At 69.0% G+C, this 26,938-nt stretch carries 23 protein-coding genes and 1 tRNA gene; 13 read left to right on the forward strand and 11 right to left on the reverse strand.

Annotated features, from left to right (window positions below; translation table 11 throughout):
* Nucleotides 1–4: 4 nt before the first annotated feature.
* Nucleotides 5–1,978, forward strand: coding sequence for a methyl-accepting chemotaxis protein (locus M0G41_RS17640; protein ID WP_248211468.1), 1,974 nt, complete (start codon nt 5–7; stop codon nt 1,976–1,978).
* A 42-nt stretch (nt 1,979–2,020) separates the two neighbouring features.
* Here M0G41_RS17640 and M0G41_RS17645 read toward each other — a convergent pair whose 3' ends face one another.
* On the reverse strand, nt 2,021–4,507 hold the full coding sequence (locus M0G41_RS17645) for a TonB-dependent receptor plug domain-containing protein (protein ID WP_248211470.1): 2,487 nt from the start codon (nt 4,505–4,507) through the stop codon (nt 2,021–2,023).
* Between the two features lie 167 nt (nt 4,508–4,674).
* Between M0G41_RS17645 and abc-f the strand changes: the two genes are divergently transcribed.
* Both abc-f and M0G41_RS17655 read left to right on the forward strand, forming a co-directional pair.
* A complete protein-coding gene (gene abc-f, locus M0G41_RS17650; protein ID WP_248211472.1) occupies nt 4,675–6,669 on the forward strand; it encodes a ribosomal protection-like ABC-F family protein in 1,995 nt (664 codons plus the stop codon).
* A 235-nt stretch (nt 6,670–6,904) separates the two neighbouring features.
* A complete protein-coding gene (locus tag M0G41_RS17655) occupies nt 6,905–7,258 on the forward strand; it encodes an FmdB family zinc ribbon protein (protein WP_248211474.1) in 354 nt (117 codons plus the stop codon).
* Between the two features lie 176 nt (nt 7,259–7,434).
* On the opposite strand, the gene M0G41_RS17660 is transcribed toward M0G41_RS17655, so the two are convergent.
* Nucleotides 7,435–7,806 carry a DUF1428 domain-containing protein gene (locus tag M0G41_RS17660; RefSeq protein WP_248211475.1) on the reverse strand — a complete coding sequence of 124 codons (372 nt, stop codon included), beginning with the start codon at nt 7,804–7,806 and terminating at the stop codon, nt 7,435–7,437.
* 103 nt (nt 7,807–7,909) lie between these two features.
* Nucleotides 7,910–8,941 (reverse strand): mechanosensitive ion channel family protein, encoded by a 1,032-nt coding sequence (locus tag M0G41_RS17665; RefSeq protein ID WP_248211476.1) that lies wholly within the window; start codon nt 8,939–8,941, stop codon nt 7,910–7,912.
* A 98-nt stretch (nt 8,942–9,039) separates the two neighbouring features.
* Here M0G41_RS17665 and M0G41_RS17670 point away from each other — a divergent pair, with 98 nt between their 5' ends.
* The gene (locus M0G41_RS17670; protein WP_248211477.1) at nt 9,040–9,642 is read left to right on the forward strand and encodes a hypothetical protein; all 603 of its coding nucleotides are present in this window, start codon (nt 9,040–9,042) and stop codon (nt 9,640–9,642) included.
* Nucleotides 9,643–10,045: 403 nt separating this feature from the next.
* On the opposite strand, the gene M0G41_RS17675 is transcribed toward M0G41_RS17670, so the two are convergent.
* Nucleotides 10,046–10,978 (reverse strand): DUF3011 domain-containing protein, encoded by a 933-nt coding sequence (locus tag M0G41_RS17675; protein WP_248211478.1) that lies wholly within the window; start codon nt 10,976–10,978, stop codon nt 10,046–10,048.
* 173 nt (nt 10,979–11,151) lie between these two features.
* Between M0G41_RS17675 and aspS the strand changes: the two genes are divergently transcribed.
* Nucleotides 11,152–12,906: an aspartate--tRNA ligase gene (aspS, locus tag M0G41_RS17680; RefSeq protein ID WP_248211479.1), complete on the forward strand. Its 1,755-nt coding sequence runs from the start codon at nt 11,152–11,154 to the stop codon at nt 12,904–12,906.
* 307 nt (nt 12,907–13,213) lie between these two features.
* On the opposite strand, the gene mscL is transcribed toward aspS, so the two are convergent.
* Nucleotides 13,214–13,639: a large-conductance mechanosensitive channel protein MscL gene (gene mscL, locus M0G41_RS17685; protein WP_248211480.1), complete on the reverse strand. Its 426-nt coding sequence runs from the start codon at nt 13,637–13,639 to the stop codon at nt 13,214–13,216.
* 77 nt (nt 13,640–13,716) lie between these two features.
* On the reverse strand, nt 13,717–13,962 hold the full coding sequence (locus M0G41_RS17690) for a hypothetical protein (RefSeq protein ID WP_248211481.1): 246 nt from the start codon (nt 13,960–13,962) through the stop codon (nt 13,717–13,719).
* Between the two features lie 103 nt (nt 13,963–14,065).
* Between M0G41_RS17690 and M0G41_RS17695 the strand changes: the two genes are divergently transcribed.
* Nucleotides 14,066–14,449 (forward strand): Rieske (2Fe-2S) protein, encoded by a 384-nt coding sequence (locus M0G41_RS17695; protein ID WP_248211482.1) that lies wholly within the window; start codon nt 14,066–14,068, stop codon nt 14,447–14,449.
* 491 nt (nt 14,450–14,940) lie between these two features.
* Here the strand turns inward: M0G41_RS17695 and M0G41_RS17700 are convergent, their stop codons facing one another.
* The 4 genes from M0G41_RS17700 to thiS all read right to left on the reverse strand — a co-directional run bounded on the left by M0G41_RS17700 (nt 14,941) and on the right by thiS (nt 18,717).
* Nucleotides 14,941–16,779: an SLC13 family permease gene (locus M0G41_RS17700; RefSeq protein WP_248211483.1), complete on the reverse strand. Its 1,839-nt coding sequence runs from the start codon at nt 16,777–16,779 to the stop codon at nt 14,941–14,943.
* 107 nt (nt 16,780–16,886) lie between these two features.
* Nucleotides 16,887–17,600 carry a tRNA (guanosine(46)-N7)-methyltransferase TrmB gene (gene trmB / locus M0G41_RS17705; RefSeq protein WP_248211484.1) on the reverse strand — a complete coding sequence of 238 codons (714 nt, stop codon included), beginning with the start codon at nt 17,598–17,600 and terminating at the stop codon, nt 16,887–16,889.
* A complete protein-coding gene (locus M0G41_RS17710; protein WP_248211487.1) occupies nt 17,597–18,394 on the reverse strand; it encodes a thiazole synthase in 798 nt (265 codons plus the stop codon). Before M0G41_RS17710 ends, trmB begins: the two co-directional genes overlap by 4 nt.
* A 122-nt stretch (nt 18,395–18,516) precedes the next feature.
* Nucleotides 18,517–18,717: a sulfur carrier protein ThiS gene (gene thiS, locus M0G41_RS17715; protein WP_248211489.1), complete on the reverse strand. Its 201-nt coding sequence runs from the start codon at nt 18,715–18,717 to the stop codon at nt 18,517–18,519.
* A 129-nt stretch (nt 18,718–18,846) separates the two neighbouring features.
* Here thiS and M0G41_RS17720 point away from each other — a divergent pair.
* The 7 genes from M0G41_RS17720 to M0G41_RS17750 all read left to right on the forward strand — a co-directional run bounded on the left by M0G41_RS17720 (nt 18,847) and on the right by M0G41_RS17750 (nt 25,608).
* A tRNA-Gly gene (locus M0G41_RS17720) sits at nt 18,847–18,920 on the forward strand.
* A gap of 347 nt (nt 18,921–19,267) precedes the next feature.
* A complete protein-coding gene (locus M0G41_RS17725; RefSeq protein WP_248211491.1) occupies nt 19,268–19,732 on the forward strand; it encodes an ATP-dependent zinc protease family protein in 465 nt (154 codons plus the stop codon).
* 68 nt (nt 19,733–19,800) lie between these two features.
* Entirely contained in the window at nt 19,801–20,760 is a 960-nt protein-coding gene (gene rimK, locus M0G41_RS17730) for a 30S ribosomal protein S6--L-glutamate ligase (RefSeq protein WP_248211494.1), read from the forward strand.
* Nucleotides 20,761–21,500: 740 nt separating this feature from the next.
* Nucleotides 21,501–21,899: a BlaI/MecI/CopY family transcriptional regulator gene (locus tag M0G41_RS17735; protein ID WP_248211496.1), complete on the forward strand. Its 399-nt coding sequence runs from the start codon at nt 21,501–21,503 to the stop codon at nt 21,897–21,899.
* A complete protein-coding gene (locus M0G41_RS17740) occupies nt 21,892–23,553 on the forward strand; it encodes a M56 family metallopeptidase (RefSeq protein ID WP_248211497.1) in 1,662 nt (553 codons plus the stop codon). Before M0G41_RS17735 ends, M0G41_RS17740 begins: the two co-directional genes overlap by 8 nt.
* Before the next feature lie 59 nt (nt 23,554–23,612).
* The gene (locus tag M0G41_RS17745) at nt 23,613–24,293 is read left to right on the forward strand and encodes a response regulator transcription factor (protein WP_248211498.1); all 681 of its coding nucleotides are present in this window, start codon (nt 23,613–23,615) and stop codon (nt 24,291–24,293) included.
* 10 nt (nt 24,294–24,303) lie between these two features.
* Nucleotides 24,304–25,608: a sensor histidine kinase gene (locus M0G41_RS17750; protein WP_248211499.1), complete on the forward strand. Its 1,305-nt coding sequence runs from the start codon at nt 24,304–24,306 to the stop codon at nt 25,606–25,608.
* Between the two features lie 61 nt (nt 25,609–25,669).
* On the opposite strand, the gene M0G41_RS17755 is transcribed toward M0G41_RS17750, so the two are convergent.
* Nucleotides 25,670–26,587: a branched-chain amino acid transaminase gene (locus M0G41_RS17755; protein ID WP_248211500.1), complete on the reverse strand. Its 918-nt coding sequence runs from the start codon at nt 26,585–26,587 to the stop codon at nt 25,670–25,672.
* Nucleotides 26,588–26,938: the final 351 nt, after the last annotated feature.

Below are 26,938 nucleotides of genomic sequence, written 5' to 3' on the forward strand. Positions count from 1 at the left end.
ATCGATGAACCACCAGAATTATCTCGACGCGCTGAGAGTCCGCGCCGACCGTCTGCTGCTGGCGCTGTGCGTGCTGGCGCTGCTGACCGGCGTGGGCATTGCGATGGGCAACGGAACCTGGCCCACCGTGCTGCTGGTCGCCCTGCCCACGGTGATCGCGATGGGTGCGCTGACCCGGCTGATGCCCGGGGCCGCGCTGACGCGCATGGCGATGGCGGTCGCGACGATGATCCTGTCGGCCGCGCTGATTCATCAGACGCGGGGCATGCTCGAAATGCATTTCGCCATCTTCGTCCTGCTGGCGGCCCTGGTGTACTACCGCGACTGGCGAGTGCTTGTCCTGGCCGCCGCGGTGATCGCGGTGCACCACGCCCTTTTCGGCTGGCTTCAGCTTCGTGGCGTCGAGGTCTGGGCCTATCCGGACGGCTACTACAGCTTCGGCATCCTGCTCATCCATGCGGCGTTCGTGGTAGCCGAAACGGCCTTTCTGGTGGTGATGGCAAGAGGCCTCGAGGACGATGCAACCCGTCTGGGAGCGGCCGGCAACACGCTGCGCGCGGCGGCCGAGCGTCTGGCGGTGGGCGATCTTGGGCCCGCCCGAGCGCTCGGCACGGCGCCGGCCGGCAGCGCCGCCTGGGCCCTCGGGGCTGCGGCGAGGAGTCTCTCCGAGCGGCTCGAGGAGGTCTCCTTGCTGGTCGAGGCACAGGCCGCCGGCGATTTCGCCCGTCGGGTCGATGCCTCGGGCACGGAGGGCGAGCTGGCCCACGTCATCGCCGCGGTGAACCAGGGCGCCCAGCGCTCGGAGGTACTGATCACCGAGGTCGCGGACTCGGTCGAGGCCCTCGCCCGCGGAGAACTGCCGAAGATCGACTCGGATCAGATGTCCGGCGAGTACCGGCGGCTGCTGCGCTCGCTGCAACACACCGTGGACGTGTTCTCCCTGTTCCAGGCCCGGCAGAGTGAGGCGGTCCGCGCCTTCATCGGCGGCGACACCCGGCAGTCCCTCCCGCTCGACGGCTTGCAGGGGTTCCAGCTGGAGCTGGGCCGGCAGATCAACGGCCTGTTCAGCGAGATGGCCGAGCTGGTCGCCGACTTCGATCGCTTCACCACCGCCCTCGGCAAGGGGGACCTCACGGTTCGACTCGGCGAGCGCGGTGGCGGCGACTTCGCGCGTCTGCGCAAGGATTCCGAGACCGCCATGCGCAGCCTGCAGGCCCTGGTCGGCGAGCTGCGCGCGGCTTCGCGCGACATTCACGGCGCGTCGGAAAGCCTCAATCAGGGCACCGAGGACCTGTCCAGCCGCATCCAGAGCCAGGCCGCCAGCCTGGAGCAGTCGGCGGCCGCCATGGAGCAGCTGACGTCAACCGTGCAGCAGAACGCGCAGAGCGCGAACGAGGCGCGCACCCTGGCCGACGGGGCGACCCGCGTGGCCGAGGAAGGAGGCAGCGTGGTCCAGCAGGTGGTTCGGACAATGGGGCAGATCAGCGAGGCCTCGCAGCGCATCGCCGACATCATCGGCGTGATCGACGGCATCGCCTTCCAGACCAACATCCTCGCCCTGAATGCCGCGGTGGAGGCGGCCCGCGCCGGTGAACAGGGCCGCGGCTTCGCCGTGGTCGCCAGTGAGGTCCGTGCGCTGGCGCAGCGTTCGGCGGATGCGGCCAAGGAGATCAAGGCACTGATCGAGAACTCCGGCGAGCGCGTGCGCAGCGGATCGGAGCTGGTTTCCCGCGCCGGCGACACGATGGGCGGCGTGGTCGACTCGGTGCGCCGGGTCAGTGCCCTCATCGCCGAGATCTCGGCAGCCTCGGCCGAGCAGGCGCGCGGCATCGCCGAGGTCAGCCGGGCGGTGGGCGATATGGAAACTTCGACCCAGGCCAGCACCGAGGTGGTCCAGGGAACGGCCTCGCAGGGGGCTCTGCTGGCCGGTCACGCCGAGCGCCTCGAGCGCTCGGCGGGGCGCTTCCGCACCGCTTGAACCTCCGCCGCGGGACGCTATTGCGCCCCGCGGCGGCCGGCCTCAGAAGTCGAGGCTCAGGCGCGCGTACACGAGCCGGCCCGAGCGTCCGAACGGCGAGTAGTTGGAGAACGGTGTGTTGCCGGTGCCGTTGCGGCTGATCGGGAAGGCTTCCGGGTACTGGTCGAAGACGTTCTCGGCACCGATGGCCAGGCGCAGCGAATCTGTGAATTGCACCCGACCCTCGAGGTCGACCAGGGTCTTTGACGGCAGGCGGAAGTCGGTGGCCGCGCTGGTTCCGGGGTCCAACACCTCGCCGTAGCGGGTGGCGCGCAGGGTGGCGCCAAGCATGCCCTGCGACCAGTTGACGATGGCCGCGAGCTTGTCCTTTGGATTGCCCTCTTCGAAGGTCAGCACGTTGATGCGGCCGAACAGCACCGGTGCCGGATCCAGCGCGGACAGCTCGGCCGTGGTCGGGACCCGGGTCACCTCGGTTTCGTTGTAGTTGCCAGCTAGGGTGAAGTCGAACTTGCCGAGATTCTCGGTGTCCCACGGCCAGCTGACGACCACGTCGACGCCCTGGGTTTCGGTATCCACGCCGTTGATGAAGAAGCGTCCGCCGCCGATGCCGATGAAGCCGCGCGAGGTCAGGAAATCTCGAACGTTGGTGGCGACCAGGTTCTCCGAGAGCACGATGCGGTCGTCGATGTCGATGCGGTAGGCATCGACGGTGACCGTCACATCGCCCAGCGACATCACCGCGCCCAGCGAGAAGTTGACCGACTCCTCGGCGTCCAGCGGCCGTGCGCCCAGCGCCCGGGCGATCGGATCATCCACCGGGAAGGTGGTGATGTCGAAGGGCACGCCGTTGATGAAGTTGGTCGAGGTGGCGGTGAAGAACTGCTGCTGCGGCGAGGGCGCGCGGAAGCCGTTCTGCATCGAGCCACGGAGGGCGAAGGCGGTGCTGAAGTCATAGCGCATCGCCAGCTTGCCGGTCAGGTTGCTGCCGAAGTCGGAGTAGTCCTCGGCGCGCACCGCGGCCGAACCGAGCAGGTTCTCGGTCAGGTTGGCCTCGAAGTCGACGTAGACGCCCACCGCAGTGCGGTCCTCGTTCACTTCGTTGGAGGGGCGGAAGCCGGGGAACACCTGGGCGCCCGAGGCCGTGGGATTGCCGTTGAGCAGCACTCCGCCGTTGCGGTAGGAATCCGGTTCGCCGGCGAAGATCGAATAACTCTCGCGACGGGCCTCGATGCCGGCGGCCACGTTGAGTGCCGAGGCCAGGCCATCGACATCCAGCGAATTCACGCCGGAGAAGTTGAACACCAGCTGGTCGTAGTCGAAGCCGCCGGCGTCGAACTCGGTGCCGCTGGCCGGGCCGAGCGAGCGGTTCAGGGTGTTCTCGATGGTGAACTGCATCTCGTTCTTGCCGTAGACCAGCGAGGTGTCCATGAACCAGTTGTTCCACTGCCACTCGTAGCCGATGGCGGCGCTGCTGTCGTCGACATCCGGGGCAATGATCGGCAGGAAGCCGTCCGGATAGATCTCGATGACGTTGCGGGCGTCGAGCGCTCGGCGGTAGAAGCCGGCCGAGCGGGCCTCGCGGTCCTGCAGGCTGGCCCAGCCGTAGAGCCGCGAGCCGCTCTCGTAGTCGATGCCGAAGTTGGCGAACACGGTCTTCTGCTCGACCTCGGGCTCGCCGTACCAGGCGTTGAAGCGGTCGAAGTTCGCCTCGCGCGGGTCGAAGGCGCCGTTCACCAGCGGGTACTGCTGGCGGTAGTCGTAGCCGCCGCGTTCGGTGCGCTCGGCGTCCTTGTACTCGGCCGAGAGCGTGAAATAGCCGGCGTCACCGAGTGCGAAGCCCTTCCAGGCCGAGACGGTCACCGTCTCGCCGTCGGTAAGGTCGCGGCTGATGCGGGAGGGTGCGCTCCAGATCGCGCCGGCCGGGGGCGGGGTGGTCGGCGTGGTGTACTCGGTGTCGCGCTGGCTGTAGCTGACCGTGGCGTTGCCGCCCTCGGCGGCGCGGCGGAGGATCACATTGATGACGCCGGCGATGGCATCCGAGCCGTACTGCGCCGAGGCGCCGTCGCGCAGCACCTCGACCGACTGGACCGCAGCCATCGGGATGGTGTTCAGATCGACCGCGGACGAGCCGCGGCCCACGGTGCCGTTGACGTTGACCAGGGCAGCGGCATGCCGGCGCTTGGAGTTGACCAGGACCAGGGACTGGTCAGGGGCCAGGCCGCGCAGCGTCGCCGGACGGACCGTGTCGGTACCGTCGGCCAGACCCGGTCGCGGGAAGTTGAACGAGGGCAGGGCGACCGAGAGCGCCTGGTTGAGCTCCGGTGCGCCGGTGCGCTGCAGGGTCTCAACCCCGACCACGTCGATCGGCGCCGGGGTTTCGCCGGCCGAGCGGTTGGACACGCGGGTACCGGTCACGACGACCGTATCAAGGGCGCGGGCGTCCTCGCCCTCGGCGGGATCCTGGGCGTGAGCAGGGGCGGCATTCAGGGCAGCAAGAACGGCAATCGACAACAGCGACAGCTTCGGCATGACAACCTCCTGCGGATCGGGGCGAAGGATCGGGCGCGCTTCAGCCAGGCGGTTGTCGGGTCGCCGGGCATTGCGGCTGGTTGCAGTGTGCCACCGTTCAGCTTCCGAAGGGCGGTCCGGAAGTCATGAGGATAGGATCGGGCGGCGCTCGATTACACTTCGCGCCCATGATCGCCTTCCGTTCCTTTGCCCTGCGCCGTGCGGGACGCCTTTTGCTGTCCGACGTCGACCTCACCCTGCATGCCGGCTGGAAGGTCGGCCTGGTCGGCCGCAACGGCTGTGGCAAGTCCTCCCTGTTCGCCACCCTGCTCGGCGAGCTGGAGGCCGATGCGGGGGATCTCGACCTGCCGGCCAACCTGCGCATCGCCAGCGTCGCCCAGGAAACCCCGGCTCTTCCCGATGCCGCGATCGACTACGTGCTCGGCGGCGACGTCGCGCTGGCCGCTGCACTGCGCGATGAAGCCGAGGCCAGCGCGCGCGGCGACCATGCCGCGGCCGCCGAGGCGCATCACCGGATCGATGCGCTCAATGGCTACGACGCCCGGGCCCGCGCCGGACGGCTGCTGCACGGGCTTGGCTTTGCAGCAGAGACCCACGAGCGCCCGGTGGCCAGCTTCAGCGGGGGCTGGCGGGTCCGCCTCAACGTGGCCCGCGCGCTGATGGCGCCCTCCGACCTGCTGCTGCTGGACGAGCCAACCAACCACCTCGACCTCGACGCCGTGCTCTGGCTGGAGCAGTGGCTGCTGCGCTATCCCGGCACCCTGGTGGTGATCTCCCACGATCGCGAGTTCCTGGACGGCGTCTGCAGCCAGGTCGTTCACCTGCACGACGGCCGGGCGAAGCTGTACTCCGGCAACTACACATCGTTCGAGCGACAGCGCGCCGAGCAGCTGCGCCAGCAGCAGATCGCACACGAGAAGGAGCAGGTCGAGCGCGCCCACCTGCAGAGCTTCATCGACCGCTTCAAGGCCAAGGCGAGCAAGGCCAAGCAGGCGCAGTCGAGGATGAAGCGGCTGGAGAAGCTGGCCGGCACCGAAGCCGTGCGCGCCGAGTCGCCGTTCCGCTTTGCCTTCGACACGCCGCCCGAGCTGCCGAGCCCGCTGCTGCGGCTGGATCGGCTCGACGCGGGATATCGTGAGCGGGAGGCTCAGGCTCAGGAGCCCGCAGCTGTGGCCTCAACGACAGGGTCTGCCGCCGTCGCACCGGAAAATCACCAATCACGAATCACGAATCACGTGCTCTCGAACGTCAAATTCGCCCTGGAGCCCGGCGATCGCGTCGCCCTGCTCGGTCCCAATGGCGCCGGCAAGTCGACCCTGGTCAAGACCCTGGTCGGCGAGCTGCCGCCGCTGGGCGGCGAGCGGATGATTCACCCGGCAGCGCGGATCGGCTACTTCGCCCAGCACACGGTCGAGGCGCTGACCGAGGGCGAGAGCCCGATCCAGCACCTTGCCCGCATCGCCCCGGGCAAGGGCGAGCAGGAACTTCGCAACTGGCTGGGCCGCTGGAACTTCGCCGGCGAGCGCGCCTTCGAGACGGTGGACGGTTTCTCCGGCGGCGAGCGGGCGCGTCTGGCGCTGGCCCTGATCGCCTGGACCCGGCCAAACGTGTTGCTGCTCGACGAGCCCACCAACCATCTCGACATGGACATGCGCGAGGCCCTGGCCGAGGCGCTGGCCGAGTTCGATGGTGCCCTGGTCCTGGTCAGCCATGACCGGCATCTCATCGGCCTCGCCTGCGACCGCTTCTGGCGTGTATCCGACGGCAGCGTCACTGCCTTCGATGGAGACCTCGACGACTACGCCGCCTGGCTGCGCTCGCGCGAACGCACCGAGCAGAAGTCCGCCTCCGGCCCGGCGCCGGCCAGCGCCGAGCCTGCCACCAGCGGCGGCGGCAAGGAGCGCCGCCGCAGCGCCGCCGAGCAGCGCGAACGCGAACGCCCGCTGCGCAATCGCCTGAAGCAGGTCGAGGCCGGCATGGCCAAGCTGGACGCCGAGCTGGCGGCGCTGGAGTCGCAACTCGCCGATCCCGAGCTCTACGCCGACGGCGGCAAGCGCGCCGCCGAACTGGCCCGCCAGCAGTCCTCCCTGCGCGAACGCCACGCCGCGGCCGAGGCCGAGTGGCTGGAGCTGTATGAGGCGCTGGAGGCGTTGGGGGTTTAGGGGAGGGCCTGGGGGCCAGGGCCAGGGCTCAGGGCTCAGGGCTCAGGGCTCAGGGCTCAGGGTTCGGCAGGGGAGCAGGCTCTGCTCCTCCCCTTGCGGCGCTTGGCGCCGTAGGGGGAGGCTGGGAGGGGGTGCTGCCGCGGCGATCGACGCGGGCTTGAATTGGTGTTGCTCCGCCCCAACATGCGCCACATCGGCGGAGATGCCCGCTACCTGTTACCGGACGAGATCGACCATGCCCATCTACGGATACGAATGCCCCGCCTGCGACCACCGTTTCGACCGCCTGCAGAAGCTGTCCGACCCAGATCCGACGACCTGCCCGGCCTGCCAGGCCGAGGGCATTCGCCGCCAGATCACCGCGCCGGCATTCCGCCTGGCCGGAAGCGGCTGGTACGAGACCGACTTCAAAAAGGACGGTGACAAGAAGCGCAACCTCGCCGGTGACGGCGATGGGGCGGGCAAGGGCGACGCCGGCAAGGCCGAGGCGCCGAAGGCCGAGTCGAAGACCGAGAGCAAGGCGGAGTCGCCCAAGGCCGAAAGCAAGCCGGCCAAGAGCGAGTCCAAGCCGGCCGCCGCGGCGAGCTGAGCCCCGGCGCCAGAATCGGGCGGGCGCCCGGGCTCAGGGGCGCACGAACCGAGGCCTCCAATCACCCCCGAGGGCGCGGGTGGTGGGTCAGTGCCCGCTTAATCGCATTCGCCGCCGTGCCTTACCGGGCCGAGGGGCTCCCGAGGCCCGCGGGAGCCGGTCCCGGCGTCGAATGCTCAGGCCACGTTCTGCACGATCGGCCTGAACCCGCCGTACACCATGCGCTTGCCGTCGAAAGGCATGTCGCTGCCGTCGGGCGCGCCGAAGTCGGTCTTCATGCGCTCGTCCGACATCATCCTCTCGTGGGAGGCATCGGCGGTCTCCTTGTCCGGCCAGGTCATCCAGGCGAACACCACCTTCTCTCCCGCCTGCAGGTTCACCGCACGGCGAAAGTCCGTCTGCACGCCGTCCTTGATGTCGTCCTCCCAGCATTCGAACTGGGACAGCGCCCCGTAGTCCCTGGCGATCCTCCAGAACTTCTCGGCGACTTCGCGGTACTTCTCCTCGTTGCCTTCCGGCACGGGGACCAGAAATCCTTGTACGTACATCGTGGATTCTCCTTGACGTCTGGCAGCGTTGCATTGCGCCGGGGGGGAGGGTCGGCCCGAACTCCGCAGGGTTCCGGCCCGGGATCAAGCAGAGGTCCGACGCCTAGTCGGCGTCCTGCTTCTGCGCCTCGCGCGCGGCATCGATGCGCTCGCGGAGATTGACGATCTCCACCTGCAGGGCCTTGCGCCGGGCCTCGTCCTTCTCTTCCCCGAGCGCATCCTCGCGTTCGCCGAGCAGGTCGCGCAGCTGCTCGACCGAGGCCGCCTCCTCGGCCTTGTCGAAAGCCACCGATTCGGCGCGCGGTTTGGGGGCTTCGACCGGTTTCGCCTCGGTCGGCGGCAGGATGCGCGCCTCGGGTGACAGGGCACGGGTGTTCATGAAGTTCGGCGAGACGATCTCGATGCCGGCATCATGCAGCGCGTCGAGCACGGCCTCGTGCAGTTCGGAGCGGGCGCTGATCAGCTGGCTGGAGTCGGCGAGCAGGCCGGCGGCGCGGTAGGTCACCGAGAAATCACCCAGCCCGCGCACCTGGACGAAGCCATCCTCCAGCCCGGCGCGCTGGACGGCGTCGCGCAGGGCCTCGGCGATCCTCCGCCGCGAGACGTCGTAGCCCAGTGACACCTCGCAGGAGACGATGGTCCCGCTGGCCCGCGCGCGGCGCAGCGGCTGGGTGACCATCAGCAGGTTGGGAATGGTGACCAGGTCGCGGTCCTCGGTCTGCACCTCGGTATGCAGCAGGTCCATCTCGGTGATGCGGCCGCGGATGTCGGCGACGCTGATGAAATCACCCGGTCGCGCGTTCTGGATCAGGCGCAGCATGATGCCGGCCATCATGTTGCCGATGAAGGTGGTCGACGACAGGGCGATGGCCGCGCTCAGCAGGATGCCGAGCAGGCTGAGCAGCTGGCCACGCAGCGAGTCGCTGATCGGCAGCGTCAGCAGCAGGGCCAGCACGCCGCCGAGGGTCAGGAACAGCATGATCAGCTGGAAGCGGAACTGCAGCTCGGGCCGCCCCTTCCAGCGTCGGCGCAACGCGATGTTGAGTCCGGCCAGGACAGCCGCGCCACAGACCAGCACGACCAGCATGGGCAGGCCGTTGCGCAGGGCTTCCAGCAGCCAGTTCAGCAGTTCCATCAGCCATCGATCCCCGGGGCGTCCGGAGTACAGGTTAGAGCATCCGCCACCGCGCAGGGGCGGGGTATGCTGCCGGCTCGCCCATCGTCGAGCCCGCCATGTCCCGATTCCTTGCAGGCCTTGCAATCCTGCTCTGCTGTGCCGCCGCCGCACCGGTCGGGGCGAGTCCGGCCGAGGCCTTTCTCGACCGGCTCCGAGCGCTGTGCGGGCAGGCCTTCGAGGGCCGGATAACCGCCAACCTCCCGCCGCCCACCACGCCTGACCCGTTCGAGGGCAAGTCATTGGTGATGCACGTACGCGAGTGTTCCGAGGACGGTCTGCGGATTCCCTTCCACGTCGGCGAGGACCGCTCGCGGACATGGGTGCTCACCCGCGTCGCTGACGGGCTGCGGCTGAAACACGACCACCGCCATGCCGACGGCAGCGAGGACCCGGTCACCTGGTACGGCGGCGACACCACGGACTCCGGAACGCCCGCGCGCCAGGCCTTTCCGGTCGATGCCGCGAGCATCGCCAACTTCAAAGAGAACGGCCTCGATGCCTCGCTGCAGAACACCTGGGCGCTGGAGATCGAGCCCGGGCAGCGGTTTGTCTACGAGCTGTCGCGGCCCAGCGGCCGGCTGTTCCGGGTCGAGTTCGACCTCACCCGGCCGGTGCCTCCACCGCCAGCGCCGTGGGGGGCGGAGACGGCGGCGCCATAGCGCCGGGTTGGCCGCATATCTGCGGTTCGTTCGCTCGTCGAATAGTGGGCTCCGGTAGCAGCGCCCTTGGGCGCGAGCGCGGAGGTCCGCCCTGGCCATGGTTCGCGCCAGATCCACAAGGTAGCGGTCGCGGGCAGGACCGCTGCAACCGGCGGGCTTCGTTGGAATAGTGGCGGATATGCACCCCTCGGGCGCGAAGCAGACCTTCCGCAGAACCCGAATGTAGGAGCCAGCTTGCTGGCGATCATCCCATCCGGGGCGACTATCGCCAGCAAGCTGGCTCCTACAGCGGGACCGGGGCGAATGCGAACTTCGCGCCCCAAGCTCGCGTTGGCCCGATGGTCACGGCGCCGTGGCGCTGCAGCCGGTGCAGCGCCACGCACGCGAGGGGCGCCCGGGTTGCCTAGCGGGTGCCGAACCGCCCGCGACAGCCGTGGTCGACCCACAGCTGGTTGCCGTCGTAGCCCCAGCTGCGGCCTTCGACGCAGGCGGTGCGGGAGATCTGTTCGATAAGGAAGGGGCGGCCGTAGCTGCGGTTCCAGGCGCAGGTGCGATAGCGCTCGTTGTCGCTGGCGCAGGTGACCGAGTAATCGCCGCCGTGCGGGCGGCCACCGGGCAGTCCGCCGCCACCGTAGGTCTCGACGAATACCGCGCGGCAGCCGCGGGTCACCCAGACCTCGCCCGGGCTCTGCGACCAGGTCTGGCCCTCGATGCAGGGCGCGTTGGACAGCTGCTCGGCAATGCGCACCGGACCGCGGAACGGCAGGCTGCAGCGCTTGCGCTTTCCCTCGCGGCTCTCGCAGGCGATGCCGCCGCCGGGGTTGAAGCCGGGCGCGCCGCCCCAGTGCCCCTCGCGGAAGCGGCCGCGGCAGCCGCGATCGACCCAGATCAGGCCGCGGCGCTGGCCCCAGGTCTGTCCCTCGACGCAGGCCGAATCGGAGATCTGCTGGGAGAGTACCGCCGGGCCGCCGAAGGGCGTGCGGCACTCGTTGTAGCGCCGGTCGATGCTGGAGCAGATCACCTCGCGCGCCTGCCAGCCAGAACGCGGCGGCTGCCAGCCACGGCCGCCGCCCAGCGATTCGGCGATGTCCTGCTGGATGCGCGAGAAAGTCCAGCCGGAATCAATCTGGTCGAGATAGAACTCGAGCTGGTCGTCGGGCAGGCGGCGGCCGTTCGACTGGTCGGCGTATTCGCGCTCCAGGACGCGGATGCGGTCCTGGACGTTCAGCCGGCGCAGGTCCTCGGGTGCGTAGGCCTTGGCGCCCGGCTGGGCGAGGACGGGCAGGGCGAACAGCAGGACGGCGAGCAGGGCGAACACGCGCAGCAGGACGCTCATGGCTGACTCCGGATCAGGGACGCCACGAGCATAGCGGGTCTTCCTGAACGGATCTCCCCAGCAGCCGCGCCGGGCTGAGCCGCAGATGAAGTGCCTCGCGGATGGTTCCAGTTCGAGCGCCACGCTTCGTACAATGGCGGGCTTTCCGCACTGCTGCGGCTCCGGAGTTGTCCATGCGTACCCACTTCTGCGGTCTCGTCGACGAGACCCTCATCGGCCAGACCGTCACCCTGTGCGGCTGGGCGGATGTCGCCCGCAATCTTGGCGGGGTCTGTTTCATCGACCTGCGCGACCACGAGGGCATCGTCCAGGTCGTGGCCGAGCCCGACAATCCGGCGTATGCAGATGCGGCGAGGGTGGGCTACGAGGATGCGCTGCGCATCACCGGTACCGTGCGTGCCCGGCACAGCGTCAACGACAAGATGAAGTCGGGCCGGGTCGAGGTGATCGCGGAAAAGATCGAGATCATCAACCGCGCCGAGAACCTGCCCTACCATTTCCATGAGAACCCGGGCGAGGACACCCGCCTGAAGTACCGCTACCTCGACCTGCGTCGGCCCGAGATGCAGCGCATGATGCGCACCCGCATCCGCCTGGTGCAGGCCCTGCGTCGCTGGCTGGATGCACGCGGCTTCCAGGACATCGAGACCCCGATCCTGACCAAGGCAACGCCGGAAGGCGCGCGCGACTTCCTGGTTCCCGCGCGCATGCATGCGGGCGAGTTCTACGCGCTGCCGCAGTCGCCCCAGCTGTTCAAGCAGATCCTGATGGTGGCCGGCTTCGACCGCTACTACCAGATCGCCCGCTGCTTCCGCGACGAGGCGCTGCGGGCCGATCGCCAGCTTGAGTTCACCCAGCTCGACATGGAGTTCGCCTGGGTGCAGGAACGCGATGTCCAGGACAGCGTCGAGGGCATGATCCGCGAGGTGTTCCGCGAGGTGATGCAGGTCGAGCTGGCCGACCCGTTCCCGCGCATGCCCTATGCCGAGGCCATGCGCCGCTTCGGGTCGGACAAGCCGGACCTGCGCATCGCGCTGGAGCTGGTTGATGTGGCCGAGCAGGTCAAGGCCTGCGAGTTCAAGGTGTTCACCGACTGGGCCGGCAATCCGGACGGCCGTGTGGCGGTGCTGCGCTGCCCGGGCGCATCGAACTGGTCACGCAAGCAGATCGACGACATGGGCGCGCATGCCGCCAAGTACGGCGCCAAGGGCCTGGCCTGGATCAAGGTCGAGGATCGGGCCAAGGGGCGCGAGGGGGTGAACTCGCCGATCGCTAAGTTCCTCGACGATGCCACCCTCGAGGCCGTGCTGACCGCTGCCGGCGCGGAGTCGGGTGACCTGCTGCTGTTCGGCGCCGGCCCTTACAAGACGGTCTGCGACTTCATGGGCGCGGTGCGGCTCAAGGTCGGCCGTGACCTCGGCCTGGTGCAGAACATCTGGGCGCCGCTGTGGGTGACCGACTTCCCGATGTTCGAGTGGGACGATGAAGCGCAGCGATATGTGGCGCTGCATCACCCCTTCACCGCCCCGGCGGTCGACGACATCGCCGACCTGCGCGCCAACGCGAAGACCGCCGTGTCGCGTGGCTATGACATGGTGCTCAACGGCAACGAGATCGGCGGCGGCTCGATCCGTATCCATCGTCCGGACATGCAGAGCGCAGTCTTCGACCTGCTGGGCATCGGCGCCGAGGAGGCCGAGGCGAAGTTCGGTTTCCTGCTTGATGCCCTGCGCCACGGCGCGCCGCCGCACGGCGGCATCGCTTTCGGCATCGACCGCATCGCCGCCCTGATGGCCGGCACCGAGTCGATCCGCGACGTGATCGCCTTCCCCAAGACCACCAGCGCGCAATGCCTGATGACCGGCGCGCCGTCGCCGATCGACGCCGAGCAGCTGAAGGAAGTGCACGTTCGTACCCTGGAGGGGTAGTCCGGGCGCAAAGAAGAGACTCATAGGGTGCGGCTTGCCGCACCGGGCGTACCGTCCGAACGCCCGTATCGGTGTGCCAAGGCACACCCTATGAGGCTTCGCCGACGCGCAACGAAGCCCGACTGTGGGAGCGCACTTGGGCGCGACCGCAGCGTGGCGCGTTCACCACAGACCGCGGCCAGAGCGAACTTCCGCGGTCGCGGCCATGTCCGCTCCTACGAAGAGCCCGCCCATTCGGGGGCGGTGGCGAAGTACCGGCTTGCGCCCGGACAGCGAATCCCGGCCCGCGGGCCGGCACGCTGGCCGTTCAACCGCCGCGGGCCTTGAGCAGGTCGCGGATCTCGGTCAGCAGCTTCTCTTCCTTGCTCGGCTCGGGAGGGGCCGCGGGCTTTGCCTCTTCCTTCTTCTTCATCGAGTTCATCGCCTTGACCACCAGGAAGATGGCAAAGGCGATGATCACGAAGTCGAAGCAGGTCTGCAGGAAGGCGCCATAGCCGAGGGTGACCGCCTCGGCGATGACTTCGCCATCGGGACCGACCTCGGCCGGCTTCAGGACCACGGCGAGCTTGCTGAAGTCGACGCCGCCGATCAGCAGCCCGAGCGGCGGCATCACGAGCTTGTCCACCAGGGCGGAAACGATTTTGCCGAATGCGGCGCCGATCACCACGCCGACCGCAAGGTCGACGACATTGCCGCGCATTGCAAAGGTCTTGAACTCGCTGAGAAAACTCATGGTCGCTCCGATCAGAAAAGGGCAGGCCGCCAAGGCGGCGCCGATACCCTACACCGATTGGATCGCGTAACGCGCGCTCAGCGGGGCAGCAGCTCCGAGCTGCGGCGAACCACGCGGTACTCGCCCTCCAGAACCTCGCCGGATGCCCCGCGCGGGGCAGCAGCCGGGCTCTCGCCCCGCAGGCGCAGCCAGGCGCGGCGGCCCAGCCACAGCGCCAGCACGCTGCCGGCGACGATCATCACGAATACCGAGGCCAGCGCCAGCAGGGCGATGGCCACGCAGGCAAGGAACAGCCGCGCCAGCGGGTGGCGGGGACGGCCCATTCGAAACAGCACGCTTGCCTTCAATCTTCTCTCCTCATGGCACACTCCGCGCACGTTTCCGTGGCGGGAGGCGCAGTATCGACAGCCAGACGGAGTATCACAAGTGACCCATTCCCCATCCTTGCGGCTGTGCAGCGTCGACGCGCTGCCGGAGACGGGTGTGACCGAAGTCCACGCGGAACTGGCCGATGGCCCCGCCTCGCTGGTGGTGGGCCGACAGGGGCAGGGTGCCGTGGCCTACCTGAACATCTGCCCGCACGCCGGCCGTTCGCTGAACTGGGCGCCGGGGCGTTTCCTGATCGAGGACGGACTGCTGATCTGCGCGGCGCACGGCGCCAGCTTCCGTCTGGACGATGGCCATTGCGTGCTCGGCCCCTGCCGCGGCGCCAGCCTCAGCGCGCTGCCGGTCGAGGTCCGCGATGGTGAGGTATATCTGGTTGGCGGGGAGGCGGCTGGGGTGAGGCAGGGCCTAGGGCCTAGGGACTAGGGACTAGGGCTCAGGAATCAGGGCCTAGGGCTCAGGGCTCAGGGCTCAGGAAAGCGGAGTGAGGCGATCTTGGGCGCTGGGGGTTTGGCGGCCTCACCCCCTCCCAACCTCCCCCTACGGCGCAAGGCGCCGCAAGGGGAGGAGGAAAGCCTGGCTCCCGCTGCTCGCCCCTTGGCCCTAGCCTCTGAGCCCTGGCCCCTGACCGAGCGAAGCGAAGGCGCAGGCGGCGCAGCCGCCGTTGCCGCGAAGCGGCCGACCGAGCGAAGCGAAGGCGCAGGCGGCGCAGCCGCCGTTGCCGCGAAGCGGCCGACCGAGCGAAGCGAAGGCGCAGGCGGCGCAGCCGCTATTGCCGCGAAGCGGCCGAACCCTGAGCCCTAGCCCCTAGCCCCTGAGCCCTAGCCTCTGACCGAGCGAAGCGAAGGCGCAGGCGGCGCAGCCGCCGTTGCCGCGAAGCGGCCGAACCCTGCCTGCCGCAGGCTGTCGCCTGCGGCCTACGGGTACAACCACCCGATCACCGCCACCACCACGCCGATGTACAGCAGTGACAGCGGGCCGCCGACGCGTAGCAGGTCGAAGCCGCGGTAGCCGGCGGGGCCGGTGACCATCGAGAGCACGGGGTTGGAGACGCTGATGAAGTTGTTCGAGGCGCACAGGGCAACGATCAGGGCGTAGCTGATCGGCGCATCGCCGTGGGAGATGGCGAGGTTGATCGCCATCGGCACCATGATCACGGTTGCGCCGACATTGCTCACCACGAGGCCGAACAGGGTGGTGAGGATGCCGACCAGCAGGTGCATGACCCAGCGCGGCAGCTCGCCGAAGCGTTCGAACAGCTCGGCGGCGATCCACGACGCGGCGCCGGAGGAATCCATCGCCCAGCCCAGCGGGATCAGCGCGGCCATGATGAACACGGTCTTCCAGCTGACCGCCGAGTAGGCCTCGTCCATGGTCAGCACGCCGGCCAGCAGCATGGCGACCACGCCGGTCATCAGCGCCACCGGCACGGCGACCTCGCCGGACAGGGTGAGCAGGATGGCGCCGGCGAAGATGATCGCCGCGTGCAGCAGCTTGTGCGGGCGCTGCTCTTCCTTCGGGTAGTCGGTGACCACCACGAAGTCGCGGCTTTCCGCGGCCATCGACAGGTCGCGCCAGATGCTGTGGAAGACCAGCAGGTCGCCGGCGCGGATCGCCACGTCGCGCACGTCCTCGCGGAACACCTCCGAGCCGCGGTTGACGGCGAGGATGCTGATGCCGTGGCGCTTGCGTAGCTGCAGTTCGCTGGAGGTCTGGCCGATCCAGGGCGAGGTGGGTGGCACCACCGCTTCGGAAATGCCGGCGCGGGCGGGATTGAACAGGTCACCGAAGTGGCGCAGGCGCGGCGTCATGCGCAGCAGGTTGTTCTGCGCGTAGTCGCTGACGTCCTCGCGCTTGCCCATCACGCCGAGCACGCTGCCGACCCAGATCATGCTGTCGACCGGGGGTGAGAGGCGCGACTCGTTGCCTGACTTCAGCGCCAGCAGCAGGGGCGCGTCGGGGTTGGATTCGGCCTCGCCGACCGACATGCCGACCAGGGGGCTCTCGGCGGTCACGGTCAGCTCGAAGACCTCGCCCTCGATGCCATAGGTGCGCGCGAAGTAGCTCTCGGTGCGCCCCGGCGCCACAGACTTGTCCTCGGCGCCACCGAAGAAGCGGCGGCCGAACAGGGCAAAGTAGATGAGGCCGAGGGCGAGCAGGGCGAGGCCCGCGGGCAGCGGGGCGAACATGTCCAGCGGGCGCAGGGTGGCCACGCCCGAGGGCAGGTTGCGGTTGGCCGACTCGATCAGGTCATTGAGCAGGATCAGCGGCGAATTGCCGACCATCGACAGCCCGCCGCCCATGATCACGCAGGCGGCGATCGGCAGCAGCATGCGGGTCAGCGGCACGCCGGTGCGGGTCGACAGGCGCGAGGCCACCGGCAGGAACAGCGCGGTGACCGCCGGGTTCTGCATGAAGCCGGAGAGGAACCCGGCCACCGCCGAACTGGACAGCACGAGGCGGCGTTCGACACCGCCGGAGACGCGCAGCAGCCAGATGGCGAGGCGGTTGAGCACGCCGGCGCGGTCGAGACCGGCGCCGAGGATCATGGTCGCCATGACGCTGATCACCGCATTGCCGGAAAAGCCGTTGAACAGCTGATCCGGCGGCACGAGGCCCGAGAGGCCAAGAATGACCAGCACCAGCAGGGCGGTGACGTCGGCACGCAGCTTCTCCCAGGTGAACATCACCATGGTGAAGACCACCAGGCCCAGCACCGTCAGCATGTCGGCCGAGAGTCCGAAGGCGCCGTCCATCTAGGGCGCCTCGCCGGATCGATACGTGGCGCGGCGGCGCCGGGCGCGGGCGGGGAACGCGTCCGCGTCCCGGGCACCGCCACTGCCGGCTTGCCGCTGCGCCATGCTCAGGTCCTTTGGTAGAGCAGGTCCCAGACGCCGTGGCCGAGGCGCTGGCCGCGGGTCTCGAAGTGGGTTTGCGGTCGGGTGTCCGGGCGCGGCGAGGCCTGGCCGGGGCCGGCCTCATTGCGGAAATCGGGGTTGGCGTCCATCACCTCGTGCATGTGTTCCGCGTACGCCTCCCAGTCGGTGGCGAGATGCAGGCGACCTCCGGGCCGGATGCGCGTGGCGAGCAGGGCGACGAACTCAGGCTGCACCAGGCGACGCTTGTTGTGCCGCTTCTTGTGCCAGGGATCGGGAAACCAGATGCGCACCTCGTCGAGGCTGCCCTCGGAAAAATCATGGCGCAGCACCTCGACCGCGTCGTGGCAGTAAAGACGCGCGTTGTCGCGGCCATCCTCGGCGAGGCCATTGAGCAGGCGTCCGACGCCGGGCCGGTGCACCTCGATGCCGACGAAGTCCCAGTCGGGATGACGGCCGGCCGCCCAGCGCAGCGCTTCGCCGTTGCCGAATCCGATCTCCAGCACGCGCCGCGCCTTGCGGTCGAACACCGCGTCCCAGTCGACAGGCTGCCCGGCCGGCTCGCGACCGAAGCGCGCCCAGTGCTCGTCGAAGGCGCGTTGCTGGGCCGGGGTCAGCCGACCCTGTCGCAGCACGAAGCTGCGGATCGGGCGGTGGCGGGCGGGCTCCGCGGCAGGCTCGCTGTCCGGCCGCTCGCTCATCCGATCACGCCGTCCACCGGCGATGAGGCACTGGCGTAGCGCTTGCGCGGGATGCGGCCGGCAAGGAAGGCCTCGCGACCGGCCTCGATCGCCTTGCGCATGGCGCTGGCCATGAGCACCGGATCGCGGGCGCCGGCGATGGCGGTGTTCATCAGCACGCCGTCGCAGCCCAGTTCCATCGCAATCGACGCATCCGATGCCGTTCCCACGCCGGCGTCGACCAGGATCGGTACCTTGGCGTTCTCGACGATCTCGAGCAGGTTGTAGCGGTTCTGGATGCCGAGGCCCGAGCCGATCGGCGCCGCCAGAGGCATCACCGCGACGCAGCCGATCTCCTCCAGGCGCTTGGCCAGGATCGGGTCGTCCGAGGTATAGACCATCACCTCGAAGCCTTCCTTGACCAGCTGCTCGGCGGCGGTGAGCGTCTGCACGACGTCCGGGAACAGGGTGCGCTTGTCCCCGAGCACCTCGAGTTTGACCAGGGTATGGCCGTCGAGCAGCTCGCGGGCGAGGCGACAGGTGCGCACGGCGTCCTCGGCGCTGTAGCAGCCGGCGGTGTTGGGCAGCAGGGTGTAGCGGTCGGGCGGCAGGACATCGAGCAGGTTGGGCTCGTTCGGGTCCTGGCCGATGTTGCTGCGGCGGATGGCGACCGTGACGATCTCCGCGCCGGCGGCCTCGGTGGCGCGGCGGGTCTCGTCGAGGTCCTTGAACTTTCCGGTGCCGGTGAGAAGGCGGGAGCGGAAGCTGCGCCCGGCGATGATGAGCGGGTCATGCTGCGTGGCAATGGTATCCATCTGCCGATTATGGCCCGAGCGGGCGGTGGCAGGGCAGGGGCAGCGCGATCGCCGCCGTGGCGGCGGGCCGCGTGCCGGGTCTCGGATTGCAGGCCGGGTGTTGCAGGCCGGGTGGCGCTCGCTCAGCCGCCGCCCATGGCATGGACCAGCTCGACCCGGTCGCCGTCACCGAGGCGATAGCTGGCGTGCTGGCTGCGCGGCACGATCTCGCGGTTGACCTCGACCGCCACCCGCCGCTCGCCGTGGCCAAGCTGGGCCAGCAGCTCGCCGAGGCTGATCGGGGTGTCGAGCTGCAGCGCCCGTCCGTTGACGATGACTTCCATGGCCGTGTCCTCCTCGATTGCGGCTCCGCGTGGCGCTGGCTATCATCGCGCCGTCCTCGGGGAATGTCTGCATGGAGCCGCCGGGGGCGCCCCGCTGGTGCGCTTCGGAGCCGCCGCGAGGGCTGCGATGCGGGTGTAGTTCAATGGTAGAACTGCAGCTTCCCAAGCTGCTAACGTGGGTTCGATTCCCATCACCCGCTCCACCTCCGGCGCCAAGCGGCTGCAGCACTGCGGCCGGCCACTCCCGGAGCGGTCGGGACGGCGGCGCAGACCGGCTCCGTGGCGGCCGGCCCGTGATGTGCGGAGTGTCCCGAAGACGGTCCCGAGCTGCGCGGATTCCGCGCTGGCGCCGCGGGTCCGCAGCGCGCCAGGCGAACGCGCAGGAGTGCGCATTGACCACTCGCCGAACGGGCGGCCACAATCCGTCGACCCGGTCGCGCGACGGCGGGGCTGCAACCCCACGCCATACGGGCCCGACCTTGAACCTATCGTTCCATCGTCCGTCGCGATGAGCGGCCGGAAGCCATCGTCCTCTTCGGATGCCCCGCCTTTGCCGCGCCTTGGCTGGCGTGAATGGCTGGCGCTTCCGGAGCTGAAGCTGCGGGCGATCCGGGCCAAGATCGACACCGGGGCGCGCAGCTCGGCGCTGCACGTCGAGGAGAGCGAGACCTTCTTCGAGAACGGGATCGAGTGGGTACGCTTTGCCATCGTTCCGACCCGCGGGGGCAAGGTCCGCGAATGCCGGGCGCGGGTCGTCGACCACCGCGAGGTCACCGACAGCGGAGGCAAGCGCACCCTGCGCGTCTTCATCCAGACCACGCTGGCACTCGGTGGCCAGCGCTACCCGATCGAGCTCAACCTGACCCAACGCCGCGAGATGCTGTTTCCCATGCTGCTCGGGCGGACCGCGGTCGCCGGGCGCTGGGTGGTCGACCCCTCGGGCTCGTTCCTGCTTGGCGAGAAGCCGGCGCGCAGGACGGCCACGGCCGCGGATGGCATCGTCAAACCGGATTGATACACTTCGCGCTCCGGCGCAGCCGCGCCCGAGCCGCCGGCAGCCAGGCCGGCCCCCAAGGCTCTTCCATGAAGCTCGCGATCCTTTCGCGTAATACCAAGCTGTACTCCACCGAGCGCTTGATCGATGCGGCGCGCGCGCGCGGCCACTCGGTGCGCGTGCTCGACCCGCTGCGCTGCTACATGCGCATCGAGCCGGGCGACTTCGCCCTGCACTACAAGGGCAAGCCGCTGTCGGGCTACGACGCGGTCATTCCGCGCATCGGCGCGTCGGTAACCTTCTATGGCACCGCGGTGCTGCGGCAGATGGAGATGATGGGCGTCTACACGCCCAATGGCTCCGACGCCATCCTGCGCGCCCGCGACAAGCTGCGCTGCCACCAGATCCTCGCCCGCCAGGAGATCGGCCTGCCGCGCACGGTCTTTGGCGACAACCCCGATGACACCAACGACCTGCTGGCCATGCTCGGCCCGCCGCCGCACGTGATCAAGCTCAACGAGGGCACCCAGGGTACTGGCGTGATCCTGGCCGAGCGGGCCTCCTCCTCGCGAAGCGTGATCGAGGCCTTCCGCGGCCTGTACGCGAACTTTCTGGTCCAGGAGTTCATCGCTGAGGCCAAGGGCGCCGACATCCGCTGTTTCGTGGTCGGGAACCGTGTGGTGGCCGCGATGCGCCGGCAGGCGAAGAAGGGGGAGTTCCGCTCCAACCTGCACCGCGGCGGCACCGCCAAGGCGGTCAGCCTGAGCGAGGCCGAGGTCGACACCGCGATCCGCGCCGCCCGGGTGCTTGGCCTGAACGTCGCCGGCGTCGACCTGCTGCGCTCCAAGCGCGGGCCGCTGGTGCTGGAGGTGAACTCGTCTCCAGGGCTCGAGGGCATCGAGGGGGCGACCGGAGAGGACGTGGCCGGTGCGATCATCGATTTCACCGACGCCGCCCTGCGCCGCCAGCGCCAGCGCGACCAGCGCACCGCAGCCAAGCGTCCCTCGAATGGCCGCAAGAGGTCGCAAGCCACTGATTCGCAAGGATAATGAACGAAACCCCTCGTGCAATTTGAAGGCCCCCGGCGGTTAACGAATCCCAGCGAACCGTTTAACGGGCTCTTAATTGACGCCTGAGTAATCTGCTCGCTACCGGAATCGTTTGCTCGACACTCCCAAGTCAGTTCGGGGCTTGCAGATTGCGGTAATCGGGGCAGTAGCTTGAGCCCCCGGAAGCACGTTCCCCCGAGCTTCCGGGGGTTTTTCTTTTCTGCGGTCGAGAAAGGGCCGCGGTCGAGAAAAGGCGCTTCTGCGCGAGGGGCTCAATTCGGGCGCGAAGCGGACATTCGCCACCGACCCCGATCGGGCGGGCTCTTCGTAGGAGCGGACATGGCCGCGACCGCGGAGGTTCGCTCCGGCCGCGGTCTGTGGAGAATACGCCGCGCCGCGGTCGCGCCCATGTGCGCTCCTACGGTCGGGCTTCGTTGGGCGTCTGCGAAGCCCCATAGGGCGTGCCTCGGCGCACCGATATGGACGTTCGGACGGTACGCCCGGTGCGGCCAGCCGCACCCTATGAATGTCTTGTTTGCCCCCGATGCGCTCCTTGCCCGTCCCCGGCGGGGCTCAAGGGGTTGCCGCTGCGGCCGTCCCGGTTCCTATGTTGGTCTCGGGGATCTCCTCCCCGTACCGGCCAGGCCCCCCATTGATTCGTACGAACAATGCCGTAGACTCGGGGCGTCCGGTGGCGTCGCCGACGCGCCTGGGCTTTCGTTCTCCAGGAAATCGACGCCATGGCACCCCGAGCCGCCGTTCCCCGCCCCACCGAAAGCGAACTCGCCATCCTCGGCGTCCTCTGGGACCTCGGCGAGGCAACGGTGCGTGAGGTGCACGAGGCGCTGTATGGCGAGGACGGCGGATACACCACCGCCCTGAAGATGCTCCAGGTGATGCACGCCAAGGGGCTGGTCCGACGCGATGAGAGGCAGCGTGCGCACGTCTACAAGGCGGCGATCAGCAAATCGGCGACCCAGAAGCGGGCGACGGCCGAGCTGGTGCAGCGCCTGTTCGACGGGCGGCCGGCCGAGCTGGTGATGCGCGCCCTGGGCAGCGACAAGTCTCCCAGCGCCGAGGAGCTGAGCCAGATTCGCGAACTGCTCGACCGTATCGAACACGGGCGCCGCCATGACTGATCTGTTGCTGGATGCCTCGCCGTGGCTCGACGCCATCGGCTGGGGCCTGCTGCATTCCCTGTGGCAGGCGTTCCTGCTGGCCCTGCTCTACGCCAGCCTGCGCCGCCCGCTGCAGAGCGCCCCTGCGCACGTCCGGGTGGTGCTCGGAGAAGCTGCGCTGATGGCCTGTCTGCTGCTCCCGGCGCTGACCGTGTGGAGCATGAGCTTTGCTGTTTCCGGCAGCAGCCCTTCGGTGATGGCCGAGACGCTGCCGTCCTGGGCCCTGCCGGCTCAGCAGGCGGTGGCGGCCAGCCGCGAGCTGCCGCTCACCGTCGTTCTCGCCGGCGCCTGGGCTCTTGGCGTCGCCCTGCTCTCGCTGCGCGCGGCATTGCGCTGGCGGCGGCTGGGCCGGGTGGTCGATCAGGCCTCGCCGGTAGAGGCGGCGTGGCAGGCGCGGCTGCTCGCCTTGTGCCGCCAGCATGGGGTGCGTGTGGCCGTGCGCTGGCTGGAGTCGGCCGAGGTCGCGGCGCCGATGCTGGTCGGCTGGATGCGGCCGGTGATCCTGTTCCCGATCGGGATGACCGTCGGGCTGCCGCCGCGTCAGATCGAGTTGCTGCTGGCCCACGAGCTGGCGCATGTGCGCCGCGCCGATTTTCTCTTCAACCTGCTGCAGCTGCTGGTCGAGACCCTGCTGTTCTTCAATCCGGCGGTTCGCTGGCTGTCCGCGCAGGTCCGCCACGAGCGCGAGCTGGCCTGCGATGAGCGGGTGGCCGCCGACCCGCGCGACCGGACGCCGTATGCCCGGGCCCTGCTGGCGGTGGCCGAGTTCCGTCACCAGCACGGCGATCTGGCGCTGGCCGCTACCGGAGGCGTGCTGCTCGAGCGGGTGCGCCGCATCGTCGGTGAGCAGGAGCCGGATACCCGCGGCAGCGGCCTGCGCGCGGTGATTGTTGCCGCAATGCTGGCGATGCTTCTGGTGGCGGGGCTCCGCGCAGTGCAGCCAGCCGTTGAAGCGATCGCGCTGGCCCCGGTCGAACGCCTGCTGGGCGAGGGTCTGAGGGCGGTGGGCGTCGAGCCGCTGCCGCTGGCGGTCGCGCGCCCGGCCATCGAGGTCGAGCCGCTGCGTCCGGTAGCGGCAAATTTCGTCGACGCGGACGCCTCGGCGCTCGGCCTGCCTGGCCTGCAGCGTTCCGTCCCGGACCCTTCGCTGGCCCGGATCGAGCTGCCGGGCGTGGCCGTCGGCCTTGCCATCGAGCGCGCCTTCGAGGCCCCGTTGGCGGCGCCGCCGGAGACGGCGCCGCAGATCGCCCCGATCGACTACCGAGCTCCCGACTATCCGCGCCCCGCTCGGCTTGCCAACGTCGAGGGCTGGGTGGAGCTGAGCTATCGGATCGACCTCGATGGCCGGGTGCGCGAGGTCAAGGTGATCGAGGCGCAGCCCGAGGGCATGTTCGAGGCGGCCTCGCGCAGCGCGCTGCGCAGCTGGCGCTTTCCACCGGCGGCGGGAGGTGAGGAGCGCACCCAGCGATTCGATTTCAGCCTGTCCGGAGATTTCTCCGAGAGCACCCCTTACGGCGGCTGCAACCGCCCGAGCACCGGCTCGCGGGTCTGTCGCCGCGGTGGCCTGGAGGAATCCAGCGTCACTTCGATCGACGGCGCCGCGCTTCGTCGCTAGCACCCGGCGCGCGCCGGGCGGACGATGACGGCGGCGCCCTGCCGGGGTAGTCTTTGCGGATGAAGATCCTCGTCATTGAAGACAATCAGGACATCGCCGCCAACCTCGGTGATTTCCTCGAAGACCAGGGGCATACGGTCGACTTCGCCGCGGACGGCGTGACCGGCCTGCACCTGGCCGTGGTCAACGAGTTCGATGCCATTGTGCTCGATCTCAACCTGCCCGGCATGGACGGCCTCGAAGTCTGTCGAAAGCTGCGTCAGGAGGCCCGCAAGAGCACACCGGTGCTGATGCTCACCGCGCGCGACGCGCTGGAGCAGAAGCTGGCCGGTTTCGACGTCGGCGCCGACGACTACCTGGTCAAGCCCTTCGCCCTGCAGGAGGTTTCGGCCCGGCTCGCCGTGCTCCAGCGTCGCGGCAAGGCGGTGGGGCCCCGGGTGCTCAAGGTGGCCGACCTCGAGTACAACCTCGACACGCTCGAGGTCCACCGCGCCGGCAAGTCGATCAACCTCAACCCGACCGCGTTGAAGATCCTCCAGGCTTTGATGGAGGCAGCGCCCTCGGTGGTCACCCGGCAGGACCTCGAGACCCGGGTCTGGGGCGAGGAGCTGCCCGACTCGGACAGTCTGCGGGTGCACATCCATGGCCTGCGTGCGGCGGTGGACAAGCCTTTCCCCAACCCGCTGATCCAGACCCGCCACGGCATCGGCTACCGGATCGCCGGCGAAGCGGCGAGCTGAGGGGCGCATCGTGGCCAGCAAGGGGCGGCTCTACCGCCGGCGCCTGCGCGCCCGCATCATCGTGTCCTTCGTTCTGCTCGGCACGGGGCTGACCGCGGCCTTTGCCCTGGCCACCCTGCTGCTGCGCTCGAACATCGAGAACGACCTGATCGACTCCTGGCTCGCCAGCGAGGCGAAGAACTTCGTCGAGTTCAAGCGTGAGAATCCCGACCCCAACGCGCCGTTCAGCCTGTCGCGGCAGATCGAGATCATCGCCCGCTCGCCGCGCACCATCACCAACCTGCCATTTGCCTGGCAGCGGCTGGAGACCGGGGTCTATGAGATGGTGGACGAGGACGTCGTTGGCGAGCCCCGGCCGTACAAGCTGGCGGTCTACCGGGGCGACGACATCATCAGCTTCCTGCGCTACGACTTCAGCCAGGAGCAGCTCAGCCAGCGCAACCTGGTCTATGCGCTGCTCGCCACCCTGGTGGTCTTTTCCATTCTTGCCGCCCTGCTCGGTTTGTGGGCCTCCCGGCGGGTGATGCAGCCGGTCTCGGACCTCGCCACGCGCCTGCAGGGCTTCAGCGAGGGCGGCCAGCCCGAGCCGTTGGCCCCGCACTTCGCCGATGACGAGGTCGGCCAGTTGGCCGCGGCGCTCGACGACTACTCCGAGCGGCTCACTGCGCTGGTACGTCGCGACCGCGAGTTCAACGCCGACGTCAGCCATGAGCTGCGCACCCCGCTGGCGGTGATCCGGGGGGCCACCGAACTGCTCCAGGCCGCTCCCGATCTGGACCCCAAATCGGCGACGCGGCTCAAGCGCATCGAGCGTGCGGTGACCCAGTGCACCGACCTGATCGAGGCCCTGCTGACCCTCTCGCGCAGCGAGCGCGGCCACGGCGCGGCCGACCTGCGCCGCATCATCGGCCAGATCGTCGAGGCGCAGCGTCTGGCGATGCGCGGCAAGGCGGTGGAACTGGTGGTCGAGGACGGCCCGCAGGTGGTCATCGACGCGCCCGAGTCCGTGCTTTCGGTAGCGCTGGGCAACCTGATCGGCAACGCGGTCAAGTACACCGGCCAGGGCGAGGTGCGCATCCGCATCTCCCGCGACGCCGTGGCCATCACCGACAGCGGCCCGGGCATCGCCGCCGAGGACGCCGAACACCTGTTCGAGCGCGGCGTACGCGGCAAGGGCAGCGAGGGTAGCAAGGGCGCGGGCATTGGCCTCGCGATCGTCACCCGGCTCTGCGAGCTGTACGGCTGGGAGGCGCGCCTGGCGCCGCGTGGGGACGGGGAGGAGGGCGCCGTGGCGACCCTCAGGTTCTCGAGGTAGGGCAGGCATCGAGCCCGGCGACGGGTGCCTGCGCGGAAGCGAAACCGGGCCGGGATCCGCCTTACACGGGGTCCAGCCAGCCCCACTTGTCTTCGGTGGTGCCGCGGAACAGGCCGAAGAATGCATCCTGGATCTGCCGGGTCACCGGACCGGGGCGGCCGCTGCCGACAGGCTTGCCGTCGACCGAGCGCAAGGGCGTGATCTCCGCGGCCGTGCCGACCATGAACACCTCGTCGGCGAAGTACAGGGTCTCGCGCGGCAGGTCGCGTTCGATCACCGGAATGCCTGCGTCGCGGGCCAGGGCCATGACGGTGTTGCGGGTAATGCCGCTGAGGATGCCGGCCGAGACCGGCGGAGTGTTCAGTACGCCCTCGACGACCAGGAACAGGTTCTCGCCGGCGCCCTCACTGATCAGGCCGTTGCTGGCCATGGCGATGCCCTCGCCAAAGCCGAGGCGCCTTGCCTCGCGGGCGATCAGCTGGCCGGAAAGATAATTGCCGCCGGCCTTCGCGCCGCTGGGGATGGTGTTCGGCGCCATCCGCTGCCAGCTGGAGACCATGGCGTCGATGCCGCTCTCCAGCACGCCGGCGCCGAGGTAGGGCCCCCATTCCCAGGCCGCCACCGCGACATCGGTCGGGGTGTCGGCGGACAGCCCGAAACCGCCGAGGCCGCGGAAGGCCACCGGGCGCAGGTAGGCGGTCTTCAGTCCGTTGGCACGGAGAACCTCCTTGCAGGCCGCCTCGAGCACGTCCTGCGGGTAGGGCATGCCGATGTCGTAGACCTTGGCCGAGAGGAATAGCCGCTTCATGTGGTCGCCGAGGCGGAAGATCACCGGTCCCTTAGGCGTCTCATAGCATCGGATTCCCTCGAAGACCGAGGAGCCGTAGTGCAGGGCATGCGCCATGACGTGGGTGGTGGCCTCGGCCCAGGGCTTGATGCCGCCGTTGTGCCAGATATGCGCCGGGTAGTTGTGGGCCATGGGCTGCTCCATTGCGATGCCGAGCATGATGCGTGAGCCCCGCGAAGCCGGGCAAGCGGGCAGAACCCGGATGGGCATTCCGGGCGCGCGGGAAAGGCGGGCCAGAGCGGGCCGGGAGTGTGGAAGTCGCGCGCGAAGCAGACATTCATAGGGTGCGGCTGGCCGCACCGGACATACCCTCCGAACGCCCGTATCGGTGCGCCAAGGCACACCCTATGGGGCTTCGCCGACGCCCAACGAAGCCCGACTGTAGATGCTATGCGGGCCGTCCGCAGTTAAACCTCTAATTGGGACCAACCAACGGAGGCGAACATGCGAACGGCCCGCGAGTGGGAAGTGTATGTCGGAGAG

The organism is Pseudomarimonas salicorniae (assembly GCF_023156535.1).
Lineage (GTDB): Bacteria > Pseudomonadota > Gammaproteobacteria > Xanthomonadales > Xanthomonadaceae > Pseudomarimonas > Pseudomarimonas salicorniae.